The 19453-nt window shown below is 68.3% G+C and carries 15 protein-coding genes; 8 read left to right on the forward strand and 7 right to left on the reverse strand.

Annotation, left to right across the window (positions count from 1 at the left end):
• Positions 1–1407 precede the first annotated feature (1407 nt).
• The 3 genes from ABKA17_RS46710 to ABKA17_RS46720 form a co-directional block, all read right to left on the reverse strand.
• On the reverse strand, positions 1408–1776 hold the full coding sequence (locus ABKA17_RS46710; protein WP_353698566.1) for a hypothetical protein: 369 nt from the start codon (positions 1774–1776) through the stop codon (positions 1408–1410).
• Positions 1777–1986: 210 nt separating this feature from the next.
• Complete coding sequence (locus tag ABKA17_RS46715; RefSeq protein WP_353698567.1) at positions 1987–2793, reverse strand: SDR family NAD(P)-dependent oxidoreductase; 807 nt, start codon at positions 2791–2793, stop codon at positions 1987–1989.
• A gap of 290 nt (positions 2794–3083) precedes the next feature.
• Positions 3084–4511 carry a coniferyl aldehyde dehydrogenase gene (locus ABKA17_RS46720; protein ID WP_353698568.1) on the reverse strand — a complete coding sequence of 476 codons (1428 nt, stop codon included), beginning with the start codon at positions 4509–4511 and terminating at the stop codon, positions 3084–3086.
• Positions 4512–4638: 127 nt separating this feature from the next.
• Between ABKA17_RS46720 and ABKA17_RS46725 the strand changes: the two genes are divergently transcribed.
• Positions 4639–5229, forward strand: a complete 591-nt coding sequence (locus ABKA17_RS46725) for a TetR/AcrR family transcriptional regulator (protein ID WP_353698569.1) — start codon at positions 4639–4641, stop codon at positions 5227–5229.
• Positions 5230–5532: 303 nt separating this feature from the next.
• Here ABKA17_RS46725 and ABKA17_RS46730 read toward each other — a convergent pair whose 3' ends face one another.
• Positions 5533–6144 (reverse strand): hypothetical protein, encoded by a 612-nt coding sequence (locus ABKA17_RS46730; RefSeq protein WP_353698570.1) that lies wholly within the window; start codon positions 6142–6144, stop codon positions 5533–5535.
• A 94-nt stretch (positions 6145–6238) separates the two neighbouring features.
• Here ABKA17_RS46730 and ABKA17_RS46735 point away from each other — a divergent pair, with 94 nt between their 5' ends.
• From ABKA17_RS46735 to ABKA17_RS46750, 4 genes are read left to right on the forward strand one after another with little or no spacing between them, the layout of a single operon-like run.
• Entirely contained in the window at positions 6239–6634 is a 396-nt protein-coding gene (locus ABKA17_RS46735) for a CU044_2847 family protein (RefSeq protein WP_353698571.1), read from the forward strand.
• A complete protein-coding gene (locus tag ABKA17_RS46740; RefSeq protein WP_353698572.1) occupies positions 6631–8871 on the forward strand; it encodes a VMAP-C domain-containing protein in 2241 nt (746 codons plus the stop codon). Before ABKA17_RS46735 ends, ABKA17_RS46740 begins: the two co-directional genes overlap by 4 nt.
• Complete coding sequence (locus tag ABKA17_RS46745; protein WP_353698573.1) at positions 8868–9818, forward strand: AAA family ATPase; 951 nt, start codon at positions 8868–8870, stop codon at positions 9816–9818. The genes ABKA17_RS46740 and ABKA17_RS46745 overlap by 4 nt, the downstream gene beginning before the upstream one ends.
• Positions 9819–13274 carry an SAV_2336 N-terminal domain-related protein gene (locus ABKA17_RS46750; protein WP_353698574.1) on the forward strand — a complete coding sequence of 1152 codons (3456 nt, stop codon included), beginning with the start codon at positions 9819–9821 and terminating at the stop codon, positions 13272–13274.
• 914 nt (positions 13275–14188) lie between these two features.
• On the opposite strand, the gene ABKA17_RS46755 is transcribed toward ABKA17_RS46750, so the two are convergent.
• Positions 14189–14569, reverse strand: a complete 381-nt coding sequence (locus ABKA17_RS46755; RefSeq protein WP_353698575.1) for a nuclear transport factor 2 family protein — start codon at positions 14567–14569, stop codon at positions 14189–14191.
• Positions 14570–15381: 812 nt separating this feature from the next.
• Between ABKA17_RS46755 and ABKA17_RS46760 the strand changes: the two genes are divergently transcribed.
• Positions 15382–16587, forward strand: coding sequence for an alpha/beta fold hydrolase (locus ABKA17_RS46760; protein ID WP_353698576.1), 1206 nt, complete (start codon positions 15382–15384; stop codon positions 16585–16587).
• Positions 16588–16994: 407 nt separating this feature from the next.
• Here the strand turns inward: ABKA17_RS46760 and ABKA17_RS46765 are convergent, their stop codons facing one another.
• A complete protein-coding gene (locus tag ABKA17_RS46765; protein WP_353698577.1) occupies positions 16995–17264 on the reverse strand; it encodes a hypothetical protein in 270 nt (89 codons plus the stop codon).
• A gap of 137 nt (positions 17265–17401) precedes the next feature.
• Between ABKA17_RS46765 and ABKA17_RS46770 the strand changes: the two genes are divergently transcribed.
• Together ABKA17_RS46770 and ABKA17_RS46775 are read left to right on the forward strand one after the other, a co-directional pair.
• A complete protein-coding gene (locus ABKA17_RS46770; RefSeq protein WP_353698578.1) occupies positions 17402–17704 on the forward strand; it encodes a hypothetical protein in 303 nt (100 codons plus the stop codon).
• 61 nt (positions 17705–17765) lie between these two features.
• A complete protein-coding gene (locus ABKA17_RS46775; RefSeq protein WP_353698579.1) occupies positions 17766–18083 on the forward strand; it encodes an ArsR/SmtB family transcription factor in 318 nt (105 codons plus the stop codon).
• A gap of 219 nt (positions 18084–18302) precedes the next feature.
• Here ABKA17_RS46775 and ABKA17_RS46780 read toward each other — a convergent pair whose 3' ends face one another.
• Positions 18303–19178 (reverse strand): phosphotransferase, encoded by an 876-nt coding sequence (locus ABKA17_RS46780; RefSeq protein ID WP_353698580.1) that lies wholly within the window; start codon positions 19176–19178, stop codon positions 18303–18305.
• Positions 19179–19453: the final 275 nt, after the last annotated feature.

Consider the following 19453-nt stretch of genomic DNA (forward strand, 5'->3'; position numbering starts at 1 on the left):
CATCGGGCCGCCCCCCAGGAGCGTCGGCCGGGCACCTGGCTGTGCAAGACGGCCGTCCGGACCAGCAGAAAACGCCTCCAGGCGTGCGGAGCCCGCCCGACGCCGCTGGACTATTGCTGTGGCTACGGGCCGTGCACCCTGCGCCCGCGCGTCGGGACCGGCGGGCGTCTCCCCGCTCCGCCGCAGCGCGCCGGGTCCACGAGTCGATCGAGAAGGGCGTGCGGGCCAGCGCCTTCCGCGCGCAGCGGGCATTTCGCCGCCCATTGTGGCGGTGATCATCGAAGCGGTCCAGTCGGCCTCTTCTGGAGAGGACCGACCTGCCCTCTGGCGCAGTCGAGCCTCCTGTCGCAGCTGTCCGCTCGTCGAGAGGACAGCTTTCGGGAAACGGAGTCAGGCCACCGCCTGGCGCAAGCGTGAGCCTGCCGTTCAACGCCCCGCTGGGCAGGCGACGGTGCTGGGGCAACGATCGACGCAGGTCTATCCCCAACAGCGTCTTGCCCACCATCCGTCGTCGGGCGGGGCGAAAGGGTCGGGCCAAGTTTTGGCGATGTAGAGGTCGTCGAGCGGTTTCACCAGGCGCCGCAGTTCACGCGCCGCCTGGGGCGGAAGAGCGTGCATTGCCGCTTCCAGAACTTCCCGCTCGTCGGTTGTGTAGAAGGGGTTGCACATAGGGCAACCGCAACCACCGGAGAGAACACGACTGGGGCGGTGGGCTGTTCGTGACCACTGCTGCAAGGCCTGGGCTATCGCCCCAGGCCAGAGCCGATCATGTTCAAGTCGGGAGACCGCTCCGGCCAGCTTGCCGGAACCACGCGGCAACCCGGGTGTTGGTGCATCATGCGTCCGCCGCCTCGAGTGACGTCCGGAGGCACGGACTTGGGACGGCCGATTACGCGACATCGTCCTTTCTGAGCTTGTTGTTCACGGGGGCAGCATGCCAGATCCGGGGACGGCTTCGCGCCCCGGATTGGGCATCGGACGGGTCGTCTCGCCAGTGCACCGGGGCTCAGTCCCTTGCTTGTGGCGCGCGGCTCGGGCGTAGGACTCGCCGGCGGCGCTGGAGAACAACCCGGCGCCGAACGAGATGGGCGTGGACCACCGCCGACCCGATCCGGCTCGCGCCGCGGGCCGGGTCCGGGCCGGTCGGCGTCTTCGCCACGTACGCCTCGGCATGCCTTCGCCCAGAACGCCGATCCCGGCGTCCACCTGGTCACGCGGCCCGGCGCGTTCTCCAAGATCCTGCGCACTGGGCGAGAGGCTGGGCCGCTTCCTGCTGATCCACTGCGTCACCGCACGCCGGCTGGGGCGTCACTCACCGGTCCGAGACCTGGGGTCGCCTGCCGGCGGTCAGTCAGATTGTGAGCGGGGTAGCAGTCGGGCCCCGCTGGTGACGCGGGGACCGGTAGGTCAGTCCTGCCAGTCCAGCTGTGGCTCGGGGATTCCGATGGAGCGTGCGTAGTCCTGCGCCTGCCGCCGGCCTTCCGCCTGCTTGCGTGGATAGCGGAAGACCTTGTCGGCGAAGACCACGAACGCCTCCGCCGTGGTGTTGTAGTTGACATACCAGCCCCCGGTCGGGGCCAGGCAGCCAGCCAGCTGCTCAGCCAGACGCTCTGCGTCGGCCTCCTTGGCAGCGAAGTCCAGGAGAGTCCACTGCTGTGGCTGCCCGGCTGCCGCGCTGTTCACCTCCACTCTCGCGATCTTGGTGATGTGCAGTGGGATTCCACCCAACTCGGTTCCGATCCGCAGACTCTCCGCGATCAGCACACCTTCAAGCACCCGGTCCTCCTTGATCTCGACGCGGTGACAGTAGCGAGGACCACTGACAATGGTGGACCGGCATCGCGTTGGCCGAGCGAGGATGTGCCCGGCTTGTCGACGGGCCCCTTGCACCGCTTGTCGACCGGTCGGCATCGACTGTGGTCAAGGCGAGAGTTCGCCGACGCCGCAGAAGCCGGGGCCCTCGCATTGACGGCGGTCTGGAGGGTGTCAGTGGCCGGGCCGCGAGCGCATCTGCCACTGGGTCACCGCGCCGAAGGCCAGAACGTTGGCTCGGCGGGTGGTGAAGCGCGAGGTCAGGGTCATCACCCAGTTGAAGGTGCCGGAGACGACGCTGGGCGGCGGGTTGCGCCGGTCCAGCGTGCGCAGTGCGGTGGTGACCACCTGGCGCGGGGTCTGCAGCCGGACGCCGCGGGCCATGTCATCGGAGCCGGCCGCGTCGAAGAACTCGGTGCGGGTCGGGCCCGGGGAGAGGGCGAGCACGCGCAGGCCGGTCCCCCGCGATTCCTGCCACAGCGCCTCGGTGAAGCTCAGCACGAAGGCCTTGGTCGCCCCGTAGACGGCGGCGTTGGGCCACGGCTGATAGCCGAGGGAGCTGGCCATGTTGACCAGGACGCCGGTCAGCTGGCCGATGAACGCCCTGGTGACATCGACCAGGCTGGCCACGTTCAACCCGATCTCCTGCTGGACGCGTGCCGGGTCCTCCTGGCGGAACGGGCTGTGGGTGCCGAAGCCGGCGTTGTTGACGAGGCTGGTGACGGTGATACCGCGCCGGGCCACCTCCTTGGCCAGTGCTTCGCCCGCGGCCGGCACGGTGAGGTCGAACGGCACCACCGTGGCGGTGATCTGGTACTTCGCGGACAGCTCGTCGGCCAGAGCCTCGAGCCGGTCCGCGCGGCGGGCGACCAGCACGAGATCCGAGCCGCGCTCGGCGAACTGACGGGCGAACTCCGCACCGAGTCCGGCACTCGCCCCAGTGATCAGCGTGGTCTGGCTGCGGTAGTCGATCTTGTTCATGGCGGTCAGGGACGCAGTGTCCGTACGGACACCTTCTCCCCCACTCCTTTCAATCCTTGCGACGGTCGGCGACCGTCATCCGATGCTCATCTGGTGCCAAGGCAGGACCGAAAGCCCGCCTCGGGGTTGGTCTTGACGTCTGAGATGGCCCCGTGCGGCCTGGTGCTCGACGTTGCCGCTCGGGGTGGAGACCCTTGCGGCCGGATCCGCCGATCGATTTCGACGAACGGCCGGCCGCACTTGTGTGTGGAGAACGGTGCTCAGCGTCGGCCGGTGCCGGGGACGGCTCCTTATCGGAGGAGGAAGCCGAGGAGAGTCTCGGTGCGCTTGTTGAAGGGGGCGCGCAGCAGGCGGGTGGCGTTCCAGCGTCCCTGTACGTAGATGCCCTTGGGGTGGCTGAGGGTGCGGAAGCCTTCGATGCCGTGGTACTTGCCCATCCCGCTGGCGCCGACGCCGCCGAAGGGGAGGTCGTCCTGCGCGACGTGCATGATGGTGCCGTTGACGGTGACGTTGCCGGAGGTCGTACGGTCGAGCACCTTGCGCCGCTCGGGGCCGTTGTCGCCGAAGTAGTAGAGCGCGAGCGGACGGGGCCGTGCGTTGATGTAGCTGATGGCGTCGTCGATGTCGCGGTAACCGAAGATCGGCAGGATGGGCCCGAAGATCTCCTCGTGGGCGATGCGCATGTCGTCGGTGACGCCGAGGACGACGGTCGGTGCGAGGGTGTGCGGACGGCGGGCCGCGTCGCCCGGGCGGTGTCCGACCTCGATGATCCGCGCGCCGTGAGCGCGGGCGTCTTCTATCAGACCGGTGAGGATCTTGTACTGCTTGTCGTCGATGATCGAGGTGTAGTCGTCGCTGGTGGGGCCGTCGGGGTAGGCGGTCTTCACCAGTCTGTCGTAGGCCGCGATGAAGGCGTCGATCTCGGATTCGTGGACCAAGGCGTAGTCGGGCGCAATGCAGGTCTGCCCGCCGCTGAGAAGCTTGCCGAAGACTATGTCGGACACCACCTGGTCCCGGACGTGTCCCTTGGCCACGATGGTCGGGGACTTGCCGCCGAGTTCCAGCGTGACGGGGACGAGGTGGTCGCTGGCCGCCTTCATCACGGCCCGTCCGACCTCGGTGCTCCCGGTGAAGACGAGATGGTCGAACGGCAGTGAGGAGAACGCGGCGCCGTCGCCGCTGACCATCGTGACCTGCTCCGGCGAGAAGAGTTCGCCGAGCATCGACGCGAGCACCGCGTTCGTCGCCGGGGTCAGCTTCGACGGCTTGAGCATCACGCGGTTGCCGGCGGCGATCGCGGTGACGACGGGCATCAGCGACAGGTTGACCGGATAGTTCCACGGCGAGATGACACCGACCACGCCGAGCGGCTGATACTCGATGCGATTGCTGCCGAGACGCAGCAGCAACTCGATGTGGCGGCGGGTCGGGCGCATGAACCGGCGAAGGTTGCTCCGCAGGTAGTCGATGCCCTGCACGACCCCCACGACCTCCATCAGCGCACTCTCATGTCGCGAGCGATGCCCGAAATCGGCGCTGATCGCCTCCTCGATGTCGCCACGCCGGGCGATGAGCGCCGCCCTGAACCGGGCCAGATCGCTGCGCCGCACCTCCAGGGAGGGCGCTCCGTCGCGGAGCTGGGCGGCGCGCTGGATCTCGAGGATGTGCTGGAAACGCTCCGCGTCGGTGGGCTGTGCGATGACGTCGCTGATGGTCATGATCGCGTTCCTTGGCTGTTGGGGAGAGCGGCAGGGACGGAGTCGACCACCCTTGACGTTCACTCTACGCACGCTTTTGCACTCAGTGCAAGTAGATGCATCGTGTGAGACGAAGTACCATCGGTGCATGACTCAGAAACCGGCCCCCATCAGGCAGCAGACCCGCTCCGTGGTCCGATCACTGCTGGCCCGGACCGCCATCGAGCTGTTCGCCGCCAAGGGCTTCGACAACACGACCCTCGACGAGGTCGCCGCCGCCGCGGGCGTCTCCCGGCGGACCCTGTTCAACTACTTCCGCAACAAGGAAGACCTCGCGCTCAGCGGCCTGGACGAACAGGGCGAACTGATCGCCGCGCGCCTCGCCGAGCGCCCGGCCGACGAGGACGCCTGGACCGCGCTGCGCGCGGCGTTCCAGGTGCTCGAGGAGATCGACATAACAGCCGAGGGGCGCCTGGAGTTCATCACGCTCCTGTTCGGCAACGATTCCCTGCGCGCGGGACACGCCGAGAAACAAGGCCGCTGGCAGGACCTGTTCGCCCCGCTGATCGAGCCGCGACTGCCCGACTCCGACCACCGCACCCTGCAAGCCCGCGCGATCGCAGCCGCAGCGATCATCTGCCTGCAGGCAGCCAACGAGGAATGGGTACGCCTGGGCGGACAGACCGACATGTTCGACCTCTACGACACCGCCGTACAGGCCATCCGCCGCCCCACCTGAACGTCTCAGGGCCCACACCGGCGCCAACTGCGACGGCCCTGTGACGGCTGACGCAAAGGTGTGTACGGAGCGGAAACCGGCCATCAGGCCGGCCGCCCCGACGCCCAGTCATACGCCGTGGCCCGTCAGCAGGTTTCGCCCGCGGCTTCGGAGTGCGCGGCAGAAGGTGGCGGATCCTGGGACGACGCACCGCTGTACGACTTGCATGCTCCGCGAACTGCACTGAACCAGAACCAGCAACCGTCACCGCGGTCAAGGCCGTTCACCACCCACCTACGACCACGCTCCTGAAGCGCCCCTCCCCTACGGTGTCGAGCTGGCGCTCCTGCAGCCGAGTTGGTCAGATATCTGGGCCCGTGTCCGCACTTCGCCCTCATGCGTCATGAACTCGTCGGACTCGAGATCCGCGGACGTCAGACGCTTCAAGTCGATCCAGCCATCCCTGCCGTCCTCCGGCTCTCCCTCAAAGGTCTCGCTGACCTCGACGTAGAAACCGTTGGGCAGGTCACCCTTCAACCCACGCTTCTCGGTCCGGAAGCTTCCGGGCTCCCCCAGGGTGAACACTCCGGCTTCCACAGACTTCGAGGCCGGCCGGTTGGCCTGCCAGAGAGTCTTGAAGTCGACGTCCTCTCCGTCGTCAGCCTGCACATAGATTGCGGCGCCGGACACCGTGTACCCCGGACACAGCGGGTACGCGATGACAATGCTGCCGTCGGCCGTCTTCTTGTATCCGAACTCCGCAGGGTCGGGCCCAGGGTAGGTGCACGCTGACATGAACAGCGCTCCGACGACTCCGACAGTTACCGCCCACGCCCATTTGCTGATCAGCACTGTCGCAGTCTCCGTCCGTCCAACGGGCTTCCCTCTCTTACTTGTTGTGACAGGCGTCAGGGATTCACTGAAGTACTTGTACACGAAGCGCGCTGTCCGCCTCCACGCAACTCGAGCACTCGTCTCGCGGGCCTGTTTTCCGCAACTTCCCTGTCTGGCTGGGTGTTTGATCGGCACAATGCTTGTTGTGCCGCACTACGACTACATGGAGTTCGCCCTCGACGACGGTACGTGCGTCCGTCTTGAGCTGTCGGGAGCTGGAGGCGGCGCGCCGTCTTCGCCGGACGATGCCGATCTGCCGGAGGGCATCGCGGGCGTCACCCCTACAGGACAAGGAGCGCGTGTCGGAACGTTGGCCACCAACGCGTTACGGACGGTACTGAGCCCGCTGGGCCCAGTGCTCCAGCAGGTCCATGATGCCGTACGGAGTATTCCCGACCCTCCGCAGGAGCTCTCCGTCGACTTCGGCGTCCAGATCGGCCAGGACCTGAAGATCGGCATCGTCGGAGCCAACGGCCAGGCCAGCATGACGATTTCGGCCACATGGCACCTACAGCGCGGGACCGGCGCGTGACCTGGTTGTCGATCGCGAAGGACGACCGGGCCGCGGATGCCCGCGGCGCGCTGGTCCAGGTGCTGGCCAAGGACCGGGCGCGGACCGCCGGCGCGGGCGTCTACCTCGCCGGCCGATCACTGCTGACCTGCGCGCACGTCGTCAACGCGGCTCTCGGCCTGCGCGCGCTCAACCCTCAGGATCCGGGAAGCGTCGAGCTCGACGTCTCGTTCCCGGTGCTGTCGGGCGGTCACACGTGGCGGGCTCGACTGGTCACTTGGATTCCGCCGCGTTCCCGGCAGTACGGGGCGGCCGCAGCCGAGACGTTGAAGTGGGACGGCGACCTGGCCGTGCTCGAGCTGGACCAAGAGCCCCCGGCACCGGTCGCGCCCGTCCGCTGGGTGGAGATGACCAGCGGCCAGGAGGTCAGAGCCTGGTACGGAGGGGGCCAGGCGTTCTCGTACGCCGACGTCCGGGTCGCCGCCTATGAGGACGGTGTCGGCTATCTCGACGGCCAGCTGTCGGGCGCCGCGATCGACGAGGGCTACAGCGGCGGACCGCTGTGGTCGAGGATGGACGGCGCCGTGGTGGGCCTGGTCATGGGGCGGATCACGGCACCGGACAAGGCGTTCACAGCCCAGCACACCGTACGGCGCAGCTGGGGCCTTGGCTGGCAGTCGGTGCTGGCGGAGTTGCGCCGGGTCGGCGGGGTGCCCGACGAGCACCTGCGTGCTTTGTGGGCGAGACCCGCGGTTCTCGACGTGGACGAGTCGGTGCGCGACATGATGGTCGGCCCGTTGCACCTCCTTCTGGGAGACCCCGACACGCGCGCCGCACACGCGGGAGTGCTCGCCGCCCAGTTGGGCCTACGGGTGCCGGAGAACCGGTCCACGCCCACCGTGGAAGAACTGACGCAGCTGGTCAGCGGCGCCGAGCGGGCGCTGCCCACGCTGGCCGAATCCCTGGCGCCCAAAGTGGCGGACGACCCGCGCGGTCGTGCCGAACTGGACCGGCTGCTTGCCCTGGGCCGACTGACCGACGCGGCCCGGCTGCTGTCTGTCGCCGAACACCGCGTTCTGCTGGGCAAGACCGAACACCTCGTCCAGGGCGATCCAGGACTGCTGCACCGCGCGGCGAACGCCGCGCTGCCCTACCTCGATCTGCCCCCATCCCTCCAAGCGGCACGCCTCCTGCCTTCCGCGGTGCCCGGCGTACTCCGCGAGCTGGAGACCTGGCACGGCGACGGCTCACCGGTGCCCGAAGAGACGCCACGGCTGCCCGCGCTGCTGCGGGTGGTGGAGTACATGGCCGCCGAGACCGGAGGCATGGCCTGCCAGGCGCTTCAGGAGTGGAGCCGGCGGGTCGCCACTCGACTCGGTGTTCATCCCTCAGCGCTCCACGAGCGGCGCGCCGACGCCGAGCGGTGGTCGAGACGCACCGCTCCGGCGGGGGCCCGGGTCCTGGTGGAACTCGAGCGATACGCCAAGGACCCCACCGATCACTACCGCTGCCAGATCTGGCGGTTGCGCCCGGACGGCACGGCCGCACGCGCGGTGACCGGCACCGAACGGCCCCGCACCGGAGTGGAGATCGCCCGGCTGATCCGCGAGGTTGCCGGCGGCACCGACAGTGTGGGGGACGGAGTGGCACTCGTCGCCGTGTCCGTACCCCCGGACGGGCTGGAGCTCCCGGTGGACGAATGGGACGGCGCGGGCATCGACGAGGTGATCCCCGCGCCGCTCGGGGAGGACTTCCACCTGGTTCTGCGCTGTCCCAAACTGCGGATGCGATCGCGAACCGGCCTCACCGACCTCAAACGCCGCTGGAAAGCACGCGCCCAGAGTCCTCCGCTCCTGGCGGATCATACCGTCGGCGGTCGGGCGGGACTGATCGGGCTGCTGAAGACAACCCATCGGGACAGCGCGCGCGTCCATCTCCAGGGGGACGTCGAACGCCGCGGTGAACTCCTGCCCGTTTGCCTGGTGATGGGCGTCCCGATCGTCTTGTGGGACCGGGCGGACAGCGGGCGACACACCGTCCGTGAGGCCGACGGCGCCGCAGGGCAGCTTCTCGAGAACATGGCGGCCGGCGGCTCCTTGGACGAACTCCCCGAACGGCTGCGCCACTTCCGGGTCGGTGCGCACGCCCGGAGTGCGGGAGCCGAACGGCCGGCCCTGGTGTGGGAGGACGCCGAGCTGCCCCTGCCCGACGAGCTCCAACTCGCTGACCCCGCAGAAGGAACGGAGCAGCAGACATGACGCACAGCGACGGGTGGCGGCTGTTTCGCGGCGACCGCCTGGCCCGGCAGGTGACCTTTCCCGAAGCCCCTCCATGGCGGCAGTTCACCGACGCCTCGAACGCACCCACCCGACAGCGCCCGTACCTCATCGGCCGCACCGAGGCCGACGTCGTGAGCGCCGCGCTCCACCTGCGCCGACCGCTGCTGGTCACTGGGCACCCGGGGACGGGCAAGTCCTCCCTGGCACACGCCATAGCCCACGAACTCAGCCTGGGACCGGTGCTCCAGTGGCCCGTCAACAGCCGCTCGGTGCTCAAGGACGCCCTTTACGGGTACGACGCCATCGGCCGGCTCCGGGAGACCCACCTGCGCAAGGAGCAGGGCGACGCCGAGCCCGACATCGGCACGTTCGTCAGGCTCGGCCCTCTGGGCACCGCTCTCGTGCCGCGCGATCAGCCCCGGGTGCTGCTCGTGGACGAGCTGGACAAGGGCGACGTCGACCTGCCCAACGATCTGCTGACGGTCTTCGAGGAGGGCGAGTTCGAGATCCCGGAACTGTCCAGGCTGCCGGAGACGCAGTCGGAGGTGTCGGTCCTCACCCACGGCTCGGACGCCGAACGGGTCACCGTACGCCGCGGACTGGTCCGCTGCCGTGAGTTCCCGGCGGTAGTGATCACCAGCAACGGAGAACGGGACTTCCCGCCGGCCTTCATGCGCCGCTGTGTCCGACTGGACCTGCCCGACCCGGACGAGGAGCGGCTGCGTGACATCGTCGCCGCGCACCTCGGCGAGGAAGCCCTGCACGGTGTGGAGGACCTGCTGCACGCCTTCCTCAACCGCCGGGCCCCCGGCGAGCTGGCGACGGATCAGCTGCTCAACGCGGTCTTCCTGCGCAAGGGCGGCCTCGACCTGGACGCCGACGGCCTGCTCGACGCCGTACTGCACCGGCTGGGTGGGGCGGTCTAGATGACCGCCGAACGCCCCGCGGAGTCGGACGGCGGTGCCGGACCGCTGCCGCCGAGGCTCTCCGCTCTCGCGCGGCTGACCGGGCGCGAGCTGTCCATCCACGAGCTGCTCGACGCCGTCTGGCTGGCGTCGCGGCTTCCCGCGGACTCCGCGGCACCGCTGGCCCGGTCCCTGCGCGGAGCCACCGCGGGCCGTGCGCGGCCGGGGGCGCAGGGCCGCACCGGAGGACTCGGCGGTCCCGAGGGCGCCGAGTCCTCTCGGGCCCCGTTTCCCACACCACCCGCTCCGGCCCAGCCGGCTCCTCCCGACCAGCTGCTCGGTGCCCTGCACGCGGCCGCGGCCACACGCAGTGCGCCCGAATTCGCCGAACTCGGCTCGGACGGCGTCGGCCCGGATCGCGGTGCGGGCGGACGGGAAGGCGCGATGCCTGTCCGGGTGCCCGAGGAGAAGGCGTTGGGCGAGGACGAACTGCGGTTCGGGCGGGCACTGCGCTCGCTGAAGCAGCCACAACCGGATCCCTACAAGACCGAGTTCGACGAGGAGGCCACCGCCGCCGCCCTGGCAGAGACGGGGCTGCCGGACATGGTGACCCGGCCCGCGCGCAGGCGCTGGCTGAGCCTGGTCCTACTGATCGACGACGGCATCTCGATGCTGCTGTGGCGGCGCCTGGCCACGGAGCTACGCGCCTTGTTGGAACGGCTGGGAGCCTTCCATGACATCCGTGTGCACGGCGTAGACACCCGATCGGCGCGGGCGCCGCTGCTGCGGACCAGGCCCTTCGACCCGCACGCCGCGACGCTGTCGCCGGCCGCGGTCGTCGACCCGTCGGGCCGCACCCTGGTGCTGGTCATCAGCGACGGAGTCGGCAGTTGCTGGCGCGACGGGCGGATGACGAAGGCCCTGGAGCGTTGGGCCCGTCAGGGACCGACCGCGATCATGCACACTCTGCCCGCGCATCTGTGGGACGGCTCAGGGATCCGCTCCGAGTCGTGGCTGGTGACCAGCAGGCGACGGGGCGCGGCGAACGACTCCTGGGAGGTGACCGACCCGCTGCTGCCGCCCGGGCTCGGCGAGGACTTCGCGGGTGTGCCGGTTCCCGTGCTCGAGCCGTACCCCCCGGCGATCGCGACCTGGGCGCGTCTGGTGGCATCGCCGGGCGCGAGTGTGGAGCTGCCCCTGCTGCGGCCCTCGAACGCGCGGGCACCGCGGGGTGGTGCCGACACCCGTGGCACCGATGCGCCCAGCGCCGTCCTGCGGTTCCGGGACGCGGCGTCGCCGGAGGCGTACCGGCTGGCAGCCCATCTCGCCGCGGTGTCGCCCCTCACCGTGCCCGTCATGCGACTGGTCCAGGCGGCCGTGCCCTGGCGTGCCGACACCGCCCAACTCGCCGAGGTCTTCCTCGGCGGTCTGATGCGGCAGATCGACCGGGCCGACGAACGGTTGCCGGCGCCGCACCGGCGGTTCGGATTCGCGCAGGACGCGCAGGAGATCCTGCTCGACACGGCCTCCCCGATGGATCTGCTGCGCACGACCCGTGCCGTGACCGACCGACTGCGCACCCTGGTGGGTCACTCGCCCGACTTCCCGGCGTGGCTCGCACACCCCGCGGGCACCGCCGAACTCCTGCCCGGGACACGCCCGTTCGCGTGGCTCGAAGACCGGCTCCTGACGCACCTGGGTGCCCGTCCCATGGCCCCCGCACCCGAGCGATTGGCCGAGTACGAGCCGATACGTCTGCCGACCGGTCTGCAGATGTCGAGGGCGTGGCTGCCGCTGCGATTGCAGGATCTGCATGAGCTCGGCCCGTACGTGCTCCTGCAACGCGACGGCTCGGGCGGCAGACCCACGGCCTACATCGGCGAGGACGAGCACGGGCGCCAGGTGCTGCTGCGGGTGTCCGCGTCATTCGCATCCCCTGTCGGCCAGGAGCTGCTGGAGGTCGAGCGCCGTGCGCTGGTTCGGATGGACGGGGTCTACGCACCCCTCGTCGTCGGCAGCGACCTGGGCGACGCCCCCACGCCCTGGCTGGCTCTGCGGCTCGACACCCTCGCTGACAACCGACCGGCTCCCACGCTGCGGGCCGTAATGGAATCGGCCGGACCGCTGTCCGGTACGCCGCTGTTCACCTGGTTGGGCTGGCATCTGGCACGTGCGGTGGCGCGCTGCCATCGACGGGGCATCGTCCATGGTTCGCTGACCCCGGGCGTCATCCTGATCACGGAGTCGACGCTGCACATCATCAGCTGGACTTCGGCTCGGATCGACGGCGCGTGGAGCGCCTCCACGGCGTCGGTGCCGGCCAACTCTCCCTACCGGGCCCCCGAGGTCACCTACTGGGGTGAGTCTCGGATCGCGGCCGGCGATGTGTACTCCATGGGCGCCATCCTGCTGCAGGCAGTAACCGGCCGCGTGTGGCACGGTCATGAGCGAGGTGCGCTGGAACGCTGCCGGGAGTTCGCGGACCTCGACGCCGAGCTCAAGGAGCTGTTGCTGCGGTCGGTCTCTACCAGGCCAGAGGACAGGCCGACCGCCGAGGAGGTGAGCGAGGCGCTCGGCATGCGTCTGTCCGGAGGCCAGGACTGGGTGGACGTCGAAGAGGAGCCCTGGAGCAAGGGCGAGAGCGGTACGCGGTCCGAACCGGAAGAGGTAGAGAGCGCCGAGGTCAGGGGTGAGGCCTGGGCGCGGACGGTACGCGCGCCCCTGCCACGGCCACTGCGCATCGCGGTGATGGGGGTCAAGGACGGCGCGGGGTGCACCACGACGACCATGGGACTCGGTGCGGTCCTGGCTGACCAGCGGCAGGAACCCGTGCTGGCCATCGACGCCGACCGGCATGCGGGCGGCCACATTCGCCTGGTCCGTCGCCTCTTCCGAGACACGTTGGAAGGGCTGTCCGACCTGGCCGGTTCAGTCCACGCCGTGCACAGTCTCGAAGACCTGCGGCTGTTTCTGTCCCCGCACCGGTCGGGTCTCATGGTCCTGGCCAACGACTCCCTGTCCCATCCGGTGACAGGGCCGCAGTACACCGACCCGGACTTCGCCCGTGTGGCCCTCGCATCGCAGACGTTCTTCCCCCTGACCCTGGTCGACGCGGACACGCCTGTGCCTGTGGTCCTTCAGTACGCCGACCGCGTTGTGATCGTCTCCCGGGCGGACCCGGCAGGGCTCACCCAGGCCCAACAGACCATGGACCGACTGGTGACCGCCAACCGCCCTGACCTGGTTCAGGAGGCGGTCGTGGTGCTCAACCACAGTCGTCCCGCCGCGGGGTGGGCTCTGGACTCCGCCGCCAAACGTGCCCTGAGTTCCCGCTGCCGCGGCCTCGTCAGCGTCCCGCGAGACGGCCACCTGGCCATGGGCAGCACCGTGGAACTGTCCTGGCTGACTCCCGAGGCATACCGGGCCTACCTTCAACTCGGGGCTCTCCTGCTGGGACCGCGTCCGGTCTTCCCGTGACATCCCCGCCAGGTGCCCGTACCGATGCCACCGCTCAAACACTCATGGATCGACACAGAATAGTGGTCTGAATCCGGGGCACGACCGGCGACAAATTCCCGCCGACGACACCTTCGGTCCTCACCTCCATGGAGTCATCAGCAGGCAGCGGTTCTTCTTAAAACTTGTAACGATCCTACTGGCGTGCAGCGACGGGCCGTGGGTTCTGTTGAGTTGGGTGCCGCTTCCGGTGCCAAGGTTCACGGGCTTCGCCGGATTCATGCCGGGACAAAGCTCGGCCACCAAGGCGGGACGTTGCCCGGACACAACGGGGCAGGGTAGGAATCCGGCATGCCAAGCCATGTGACAAGGAACCAGGTGAACCACAGGGTGAAGATGAGCCCTGCAGTACGGGCTGTCCGGTAATGACGTCTTCCGAGGGTGCCGTGAAGGATCACCCACGGAACCACAGCGGCGATCCATATGAGAGGCGCCAGAATCAGCAGAGCCATGCCGTTGGTTACGCCGTTGCCGATGTCACAGGCAGCCCATGCCCTGCCAATCGCAGCGGTCGACACCAGTGCAGTCAGTCCACCGAAGAGGACCCCAAAGCCAGTGCCCCTGAACCAGCGACTCGGCGGACTCGACGGTTCTGCTCCCACGGCTATCGCCCCCTCCTCGTCGTAGACGCGGAGAGTACCAACGTGCCGAAGCAGCCTGCTGTTCTCCTGGCCTGCCGTGACACCGGTCAGTCATTCTAGGGCTCTTGAAGCCGTCGCCAGCACGTATGTCCGAGAAGCGGCACCCGCTCCGGCGGCGAGCAGGCCACGTCGGCGGGGAAGGCTGTTCATGGTGGGGGGTGAGAGCCTCGACCACCGCAGCGGAACAGCACGTCACCCGAGGGATGGCACGGGTGACGTGCTGCTGCCGTGGGGTCAGAACATGGTGTTGTCGTTGGCGCTCTTCTCGGGCACTTCCTGGATCACGTCCCAGTGCTCGACGATCTTCCCGTCGGCGACGCGCCAGAAGTCGGCGACGGCCAATCCGCGGTCGCCCGGCTTGAGGTGCAGATTGCTGTGGGTGACCACCAGGTCCCCGTCAGCGATCGCGCGCTTGATGTCCAGGCGCAGGTCGGGGAACTGCCCGCGCAGCCAGTGCACGTAGCCGACGAAAGCCTGCGGGCCGTCCTGCGCCTCGGGGTTGTGCTGGGTGTAGCTCTCACCTAGGTGGGCGGTGGCGGCCGCCTCGGGCTGGTAGTCGTTGAAGGCCTGCTCGTAGAACGCGATCACGAGCGCCTTGTTGTCCGCAGCGGACATGCGTGTCTCCTGTCTGCCAGTGGGTTCGGTACGGCTCAGTCGGTCATGGCGTCGCGGACGAGGGCGGTGTCCACGAACTGTTCGAGCGGACGATGAAGTGGTGGGCAACGCGGATGTCGAGCGCCTTGCCGTGGCGGTCGCGGTGTAGTGGGCCAGCACGACGACGTTCTCGCCGTCGACGAGACTTCGCCATCTCCACCGCCCCCGCCGACGTCGTACGCCACCAGTACCTGCACGCCACCCTCGTCCCCGACGTCGAGTTGACGGAGATGGCTTCACGCGAACGATTTACTTGAGAGTACAATAACTGACTCATCAGATATTTCTCTGTCGACGTGACACCCGCCACACCGGGTCCCCGGTGTCAGTCCATCAGCACCCCTTGCCGATCACAGCCTGGGAGGAGCCGTCAGGGCAACGGGGCAGTTCGTCCCGTGCGGAGTGGCTCGGAGGAACGCCGCCCCGCCCGTGTTCGTCGATGCGGTTCCGGCAACCACAGCACCGCCGGCCGGCCGAGGCCTGATGCGCCGTGCCTGCTCAACGAGGGCGAGCGACAGCCGAGATGCCGCACATGCCTCGTGATCACCCATCGGCTCTCCACCATCCGCGACGCCGACGTCATCGTCGTACCGCAGGACGCTGTCGGCGTAGTCGCCGATGCACTCTCCGCCGACCGGAGGAGCCCGCCCACCCGATCAGTTACTGTCCGTGCGCGCCGCCGTTCCAGCTCCCCTAACCGCTCGGCTGCCGCGGAGATGCTGCCCACTCCGGGAACAACCGTTCCCCAGGACGAACAGACATCGGAGGCGGCCATGGCACACCTGACTCCCGACGACCACAAGGTCAAGCACACATCGACTGTCCCGGCGAATTCCGGCGAGGAGATCGAACTCTTCGTACGGGAATACAAAGGCACCGCATCCGGCGGAACCCCCAAGCCGGTCCTCATGCTCCACGGCAGGAGTGTGCCGGCCCTCCCCGGCTGCGACCTCGTGCTCCCTCCGCCCGGCGGCTCCACGCACCAGGACACCAGCTACAGCTGGGCGCAGGCCCTGGCTCGCAAGGGCTACGACGTGTACATCATGGACCTCCAAGGATCCGGGCGCTCCCACCGGCCGAAGGTGATGGACGAGCCGTGCAACGCCAACCCGGCCCAGCGCTCTCTCCTGGAGACCAATCCCGGTACACAGAACTGCTCCCCGACCGCGACCTACGCCTACCAGCTGGGCAACTCCAAGAGCGACTGGGACGAGTTGACCACCGTCGTGAAGTTCATCAGGGCGCGGTGCAACAACGAGAAGATCGCGTTCGTCGGCTGGTCCGCAGCAGCGTTCGTAATGGGTCCGTACACACTGCAGCACCCCGGGGACGTGGCGAGCTTGTTCCTTCTCGCACCCGTGTTCCCCCCGAACGGTCGATGGTCGACGAACCCCGCCGCGCCCTTCGCTGCACCTCCCGGAACGGGCCTGCCCACGCAGCCCGAGTCCAAGCCGGCCGCGGTCCTCGGCTTCCCGATGAACCTGACCAGCAAGGCGGGACTCCAAGGCACCATCAGCGACAAGAAGCTGGCCGACCACGTGTGGCAGTCCATCATGGACAGTGACAGCCTCGGCCAGAAGTGGGGCGGGACGACGGCGGGGGCACCCGAGGGCGTCATGCGGTGGCGCAACACCTACTGGTGGGGCTGGAACACGAAAACCGTCCCGCACGGCCCCACGCTCGGCAGCACCGTACCGGTGTGCATCGTCTACGGAGACCAGGACCGAACGGCCAACACACCTGAGGAGCTGGGGCCGGTGCTGCACTTCTCCGTTCCCAAGCTCTACCAGGCGATCCCGGGCACCAAGAAGTTGATGATCCGCGTCGAGGGCTGGGACCACAACCCGGTCTGGGAACGCAAGCCCGCCCAGGACCTGCAGCACATGTGCGTCAAGTGGCTCGATGGCAAGAAGGTGTACGGCGTGGAGAGCGGAAGCTGGGTCATGGACGCGGACGGTGTGCTGGGGGAAGTGGGGTAGGGCCGCGCCCTGGGCCGCGAGTGACACGCTGACAAGCCGGGGGCCCGGCTGGCAACGGGCCCCAGCGTCAGCCCGGCCGACTCCCGTCGGGAGGCACCGTCCGGCCATGCGGCAGCAAGCAAGCGAGTTCTTCTCGCACCGCAATTTGCAGCGAGAACGACTTCAGCGCCACAGCCTCGGCTGGGTCTGCGCCATCGACCATCCACAACGACTGTGCAGACCAGATCCGGAATCGCGTCCCGGGCGCTCGTCTGCATCTTCCGCAGTGGCAGGCACGGACGCGCGCGTCACTTCTCCTACGGCCCGGCTGCCGGAGGACCGTCATCCGGGTGTGCCGCCGTCCCGCATATCGCGCCAGGGCCTGGTCAACCTGTTCCGCGCTCGCCTCGACCCGGCGTTTCTCCAGGTCAAGAGACATAGCCCGCCGTGGAGTTGTTGGAATGCTCCATGCCGACGACAGTGGCGAGTTCACCGACCGCGTATACGAGCATTGCCGCGGCGTGGTGAGGATCAGCAGCCGGGACGGCGTCGGTCCGCCCCATCCACCAGTTGCGCGCGCTGCGAGCCCGCGGCATGGTCACCAGCCACCGCATCGTCTTCAACTTCCCTACGACGACCACGTGGCCGAGCTCCTCGACCAGGCGAACCGCCTGCGCCTCGGAATCCGCGACCGTCACTGACGACGCCTTCCGACCCTCGCCTTACCCTCCCCTCACCTTACACATGCAAGGATTGCTATATATTAACTTCGCCATGAACGGCCTGCGGCAGCACCGCGCCCAGGCCGCCGAACAGCACGCCCAGGAGCACGGACATGACCACGGCCACCGAACACCGCACCCACAACGACCACACCCACACCCACGGCGTGGGCTGCGGACACGTCGCCATCCCGCACGGCGACCACACCGACTACGCGCACGACGGTCACGTCCACAAGGCCCATGACGGCCACGTCGACGAGTGCGCAACCGCCGGCCACGCCACCCACGAGGGGCACGACCACGAGCACAGCGAGGGATGCGGCCACGTCGCCGTCCCGCACGAGGACCACGTCGACTACGTGCACGACGGCCACCGCCACGCCGCCCACGAGGGACACTGGGACGACCACTGATCCGGACCCCGCTCCGCGACTTCACGAACCGAAAATCATCGTCACATGCTAATGTTTGCATGTGACGACTCCGCCCTCCCCGGCAGCCTCGACGGACGAACCGATACGCGCACTGCAGCCGGCCAGCGACCTCCTGCGAGCACTGGCCTCACCCGTACGCATCGGCATCGTCCGCGAGCTGTCGGAGGGCGGGAAGTACGTCCATGAACTGGTGGCAGCCCTGGGGGTGAGCCAACCGCTCGTCTCACAGCATCTGCGCGTCCTGCGAACGTCCCGGATCGTGACGGCACACCGCCAGGCTCGCGAGATCCAGTACGCCCTCACTGACGACCACGTCGCCCACATCGTGCTGGACGCCATCCGACACGCACAGGAGTAACCCGGGGATCGCCGCGGCGCGACGTCCCCGCCCCAACGCGATCCTGCACGACCCCCGCGCCAAGCAGGGATCGCGCCCAAGTCACCCTGCAATTCGCAGTCGTCCCCGTCGCGGGTCAGAGAGTGTCGGGCAGTCGCGAACCGAATGCCGGCCGACCACTTCGATCTGCCACACGAAACAAGCGTTTGGATCATCTGGGCCGCGGCGGCTCACCGAACGTCACAGATCACCGGATCTGATCAGCTTCTTGTTCATCGTGTCGAGTGTCGGCCAGGGAGGGCCCTGGTGCAGCGCGCGCAGGAGTTCTTCTCCGAACAGCCTCCCATTCGGAAACTCGTCGCCAAGTTCCCAACGCCACGCTGCGACCATCGCGAGGACAAGCTGTCGGCAGTCGTCGAGCAGCCCTTCGTCGATGTTCGGGTAGTGCTCGCAGACCGCCTCGGGTACGTGGGCGAGGTCGAACTCAATGGGGCCACGGCAGCACGTCTCAAGGTCGATGAACAACGGGCCGTTTTTCGTGCTGAGCACATTGCCTGGATGCGGCTCGCCGTGGAGCAGTTGCTCCACGGCGCCGCGCTCCTCGATCGCTCGTCGCAGGCTTGCCAGTCTGCTGCCGAGGAAGACGCGGTCTGCGTCGGCGAGTTCCGGCGAGCGATCCGGGTCGGCAACGACTTCTTCCGCCTCCGTGATCCGGTCCGTGAACCGTGGACTCGGCACATCAACCTTGCGCATGCCGACGTGCAGCAGTTCCAGCGCCTTGGCGCAGTCGACTGGTGAGACGTGAGGTGTCACGGGCTCGTAGTAGGTCCACAGCGTCACGGTGAAGCCATCGCGCGTGTGCACACGCTGGTCGGTCCGAGGCTCCAAGGGGCATACCGGGCATCCGACTTCAACGAGCCGCTGAGCGAGCTCGACTTCGAACTGTGCAACCTCGTGTCCCACGGGGGCGACCCGGGCGAAGACGTCGTATGGCGTCAACCGCAGTGCCAGCTTGTTCGAGTTGTGGAGCACGATTGCGCCGCTGACCGGCAGGCCGAGCGATGCGGCAACCGAAGTCGCAGCCGCTATCGCACGCGTAACGTCCGACATCTCCATTCTCAAATCTTGGTTCACCGACCGCCGGTAGTCTCCTCGATTTCTGCGTCAGGCCAGGCCGGCTCGCGCGCATGAGGCAGCGGGACATGAGGTCGGTCATGGCGAGGCTGATCATTGCCTCGGCGCGAGCGGTGGGAGCCGGATTTCGTAGTCGCGCGCCAAGCGCCCGTTGCAAGCACTGAGATCGGGGTTGCTGGTGGAGTTCGCCCCGGCGCCACGTTCGCGTGTTTTCGGCGACCATGACTCGGGGTGTGGCACAAGGCCGGTTGACCGGC

The sequence above is a fragment of the Streptomyces sp. RG80 genome (genome assembly GCF_040446465.1).
In the GTDB taxonomy this organism is placed as follows: domain Bacteria; phylum Actinomycetota; class Actinomycetes; order Streptomycetales; family Streptomycetaceae; genus Streptomyces.

Coding starts and splice junctions, on each gene's coding strand:
- ABKA17_RS46720 (WP_353698568.1), bottom strand. CDS start 4,511: ATGACCATCAGCGACGTCATCGCACAGCCCACCGACGCGGAGCGTTTC.
- ABKA17_RS46750 (WP_353698574.1), top strand. CDS start 9,819: ATGACCGCCGAACGCCCCGCGGAGTCGGACGGCGGTGCCGGACCGCTG.
- ABKA17_RS46780 (WP_353698580.1), bottom strand. CDS start 19,178: ATGGAGATGTCGGACGTTACGCGTGCGATAGCGGCTGCGACTTCGGTT.
- ABKA17_RS46735 (WP_353698571.1), top strand. CDS start 6,239: ATGCTTGTTGTGCCGCACTACGACTACATGGAGTTCGCCCTCGACGAC.
- ABKA17_RS46760 (WP_353698576.1), top strand. CDS start 15,382: ATGGCACACCTGACTCCCGACGACCACAAGGTCAAGCACACATCGACT.
- ABKA17_RS46725 (WP_353698569.1), top strand. CDS start 4,639: ATGACTCAGAAACCGGCCCCCATCAGGCAGCAGACCCGCTCCGTGGTC.
- ABKA17_RS46745 (WP_353698573.1), top strand. CDS start 8,868: ATGACGCACAGCGACGGGTGGCGGCTGTTTCGCGGCGACCGCCTGGCC.
- ABKA17_RS46755 (WP_353698575.1), bottom strand. CDS start 14,569: ATGTCCGCTGCGGACAACAAGGCGCTCGTGATCGCGTTCTACGAGCAG.
- ABKA17_RS46715 (WP_353698567.1), bottom strand. CDS start 2,793: ATGAACAAGATCGACTACCGCAGCCAGACCACGCTGATCACTGGGGCG.
- ABKA17_RS46770 (WP_353698578.1), top strand. CDS start 17,402: ATGACCACGGCCACCGAACACCGCACCCACAACGACCACACCCACACC.